We start from the raw sequence: 3,997 nt of genomic DNA, 5'->3' as shown, positions 1-3,997 counted from the left end.
GGACCGTGCCCCGCCACTGCCAGTCCGGCGCGCCTTCAGCCGGGGCGGGCACGAGCCGCCGCCCGAAGACGCCGGACGCGCGCACGGACACCTGGTCTTCGTCGCCCCCGAGCACGGCGAGGAGCCGTGCGGCGGCGCGTTCGTCCAGGTCGGCGGGGAGTTCGACGAGGCCGCCCCAGCGCTCGGGGACCTCCAGTGCAGCGCTGCGGCCGAGGCCCCAGATGCCGGCTTGGTCCGGTGTGGTGGTCAGGCACCACAGCGGGGCGGCGATTTCCGCGTCGCCGAGGGCTTGGAGGAGGACCGTGGTCGTGGCGACGCCGCCGCCGACGGACAGCACGCCGGTCCAGTCGTGACCGGCCTGGCGCAGCCGTTCGGCCAGCTCGGCGCGGGACTCCCCCGTTGTGGTCAGTGCGACGACGCCGGTGAGCAGAACTTCAAGCTGGGCCGCGGTTTCGTCGCCCGGCGGCGCGACGAGCAGCCAGCGGCCCGGCGTGCCGGGGTTGGGGGTGATCGGCGTCCACTCGGCGCGGTACCGCCAGCCGGCCACTGTCCGGTCCCGGCGGCTGCGGTGCCGCCAGGCGGACAGCGCCGGTCGCACCGCCGCCGCGAGGTCCTGGTCGAGGCCGAGCGCGACGGCGAGGTCGCCCGTGTCCGCGCTTTCGACCGCCGCCCAGAACGCTTTGTCCTCTGTGGACACGTCGGCCGTGCCGGTGAGCCAGTAGTGCTGCCGCTGGAAGGCGTAGGTCGGCAGCTCGGCGTGTGCGTCGGCGGGCAGGAACGATGTCCAGTCGACGTCGATGCCGTTGACGTGAACAGTGCTCAAAGCTGTGAGCAGTGCTCTTTCTTCGGAGCGGTCTCGTCGTAGAGCACTGCCCACGGTTCCGCCGTCGATCATCGCGCTGAGCACCGCGTCCGGCCCCAGCTCCAGAAAGTTCTGGACGCCTTCGGCCTGCAGCGTGGCGATGCCGTCGGCGAAGCGGACCGCCTCCCGGACGTGCCGGACCCAGTAGTCGGCCGTGAACGGCTCGGCGAGAGCACCGCTCACATTCGAGATCACCGGGATCGTCGCGGGGCGGTGCTCCAGGGACTCGGCGACGGCGCGGAACTCGTCGAGCATCGGGTCCATCAGCGGTGAGTGGAAGGCGTGGCTGACGGTGAGGCGCTTGGTTTTCGGGAACTGGGCTGCGATGGCCAGGACCTGGGACTCGTCGCCGGAGATGACCACCGATTCCGGGCCGTTGACGGCGGCGATCGAGACACCGTCGGTCAGGGTGATGGCGGACTCGGGGGCGGCGATGGAGACCATCGCGCCACCGGACGGGAGGGCCTGCATCAGGGACGCTCGGGCGGCGACTAGGCGGCAGGCGTCTTCTAGCGAGAGGACTCCGGCTACGTGGGCTGCGGAGATTTCGCCGATGGAATGGCCCGCTACGAAGTCTGGGCGGATACCGAAGGACTCGATCAGGCGGTAGAGGGCGACCTCGAGGGCGAAGAGGGCGGGTTGGGTGAACTCGGTGCGATCCAGGAGAGCCTGGGTGGTGAAGGCCTTGCGGAGTTCCGGGGTGAAGTGAGAGAGGACCTCGTCGAAAGCCTCGGCGTAGGTCGGGAAGCGCTCGTAGAGAGACATGCCCATGCCGGACCGTTGGGCGCCTTGGCCGGTGAACAACACTGCCAGCTGACCCGGCACGACACTGCCGTGCACCAGGTTCGGGGCACTCCCGCCGGCCGCGAGGGCTTCGAGTCCCGTCCGCATCTCGGCGGCCGACGCACCGAACACGACGGCTCGGTCCTCGAAGGCCGTGCGGCCCGTCGACAGGGCCGCTCCGACGTCCGGCAAGGAGGCGTCCGCGAAGGGCACCAGCGCCGAAGCCTGCGCGCGCAACGCTTCCGTGCCGCGGGCCGAGATCAGCCACGGGACCGGGGCGGTCACCTCGGTCACAGTCGGCTCGGCCGGTTCCACTCCTTCGAGGATCACGTGGGCGTTCGTGCCCGAGATCCCGAACGACGACACCGCCGCCCGGCGGGGGCGGTCGGCCGGCCAGTCGCGGGCCGAGTTGAGGAGGCGGACCGCGCCGGTGGACCAGTCCACTTGGGACGATGGCTCGTCGGCGTGCAACGTGCGTGGCAGCACGCCGTGGCGCATCGCCTGCACCATCTTGATCACGCCCGCGACGCCGGACGCCGACTGCGTGTGCCCGATGTTGGACTTCACCGAACCGAGCCAGAGCGGTGTTTCCCGGTCCTGGCCGTAGGTTTCGAGCAGTGCCTGCGCTTCGATCGGGTCGCCGAGCGAGGTTCCCGTGCCGTGTGCTTCGACGACGTCGACGTCCGATGTGGACAGGCGAGCCGCCGCGAGGGCGGCCGTGATCACGCGGCGCTGGGAGGGGCCGTTGGGGGCGGTGAGGCCGTTCGACGCGCCGTCGGAGTTGACCGCCGAACCGCGCAGGACCGCCAGTACCGGGTGGCCGAGGCGCCGGGCGTCCGACAGGCGCTCGACCAGCAGCAGGCCCGCGCCCTCGGCCCAGCCGGTGCCGTCGGCCGCGTCGGAGAAGGCCTTGCAGCGACCGTCGGCCGCGAGGCCGCCTTGGCGGTCGAACTCGGCGAACGTGCCCGGGGTGGCCATCACCGTCACCCCACCGGCGATCGCCAGCGTGCATTCCCCGCGCCGCAACGCCTGCGCGGCCAGGTGCAAGGCGACCAGCGACGACGAGCACGCCGAGTCGATCGTGACCGACGGGCCCTCCAGCCCGAGGTGGTAGGACAGCCGCCCGGACAGCACGCTGCCCGCGGTGCCGGTGAGCAGGTAACCCGCGACCTCCTCGTCCCCGCCCGCGGCACCGCCGTAGCCGGACGCGGCCCCGCCGACGAACACCCCGGTGCTGCTGCGCTTCAACGACTTCGGCGCGATCCCGGCCCGCTCCAGCAGCTCCCACGACGTCTCCAGCAGCAGCCGCTGCTGCGGGTCCATGGCGAGGGCCTCGCGGGGCGAGATGCCGAAGAACCCGGCGTCGAATTCGCCCGCGCCGTAAAGGAATCCGCCCTGGAACGCACCCGACGGCCAGCCGCGGTCGGACGGGAAGCCGCCGATCGCGTCGGTGCCGCTTTCGACCAGCTGCCACAGGTCCTCGGGCGAGGCGACGCCGCCGGGGTAGCGGCAGCTCATGGCCACGATCGCGATGGGCTCCCGGTCCCGGGCCTCGACGTCGGCGAGCCGGTCGCGGGTGTCCTTCAGATCAGCCGTGACGAACTTGAGGTAGTCACGGAGTTTCTGCTCGTTGGCCATGGCTCCCACTGTCTTTCACGAAGTCCGGAAGGTGGTGTCGATGAAGTCGAAGAGCTCGTCGTCGCTGGCGCCGCCGAGGTCGGTGCCACCGGTCTCGCCCGCCAGGTCGCTCCAGCGGGTGAGGAAACCCTTCAGGCGCGCGGTGATCTCGCCGCGCGCGGAGATCGCGGCGAGGTCCGTCTCGGTGACGGTCTCGAACGCGGCTTCCAGCCGGTCGAGCTCGTCGAGGAGCCGGACGCCGGTCGGTTCGCCGCCGCCGAGCCGCCGGTCCAGCTCCTCGGCCAGGTCGGCCGCGGTCGGGTGGTCGAAGGCCAGCGACGCCGGCAGGCTCAGCCCGGTCCCGGCCGCGAGCCGGTTGCGCAGCTCGACCGCCATCAGCGAGTCGAAGCCGAGCTCCTTGAAGGCGCGCTCGGGGCCGATCGCCTGCGCCGTGTGCCCGAGCACGCCCGCGACCTGCGCCAGGACCAGTTCGAGGAGCGCCTTCGGCCGGTCCACAGTGGACATCGAAGCGAACCCGGTCGCCTCGGGCTCGGCTTCGGTGAGCGCGGCCCGCACCGCCGGGAGGTCGGCCAGCACCGGCCGGGGCCGGGCCGCGGTGAAGACCGGCGCGAACCGGGCCCAGTCGACGTCGGCGACCACGACGGTGGTGTCGTCGGCGGCGAGCGCCCGGCGGAACGCCGTGACCCCGAGCGCCGGGTCCATCGGCGGGAGGCC

General features: G+C 72.2%; 1 protein-coding gene and 1 pseudogene. Both read right to left on the bottom strand.

The window, feature by feature from the left end:
* A pseudogene (locus G3I65_RS14705) lies at positions 1–3,283 on the bottom strand (type I polyketide synthase); the annotation flags it as partial.
* A 15-nt stretch (positions 3,284–3,298) separates the two neighbouring features.
* Positions 3,299–3,997: acyl carrier protein (locus G3I65_RS14700; RefSeq protein WP_160696604.1), on the bottom strand; the 699-nt coding region annotated here is incomplete at its 5' end.

Origin of the sequence: Amycolatopsis sp. SID8362, from assembly GCF_010550475.1 — a bacterium.
Taxonomy (GTDB): domain Bacteria; phylum Actinomycetota; class Actinomycetes; order Mycobacteriales; family Pseudonocardiaceae; genus Amycolatopsis; species Amycolatopsis eburnea.
This window is presented reverse-complemented; position numbering and strand designations above follow the sequence as displayed.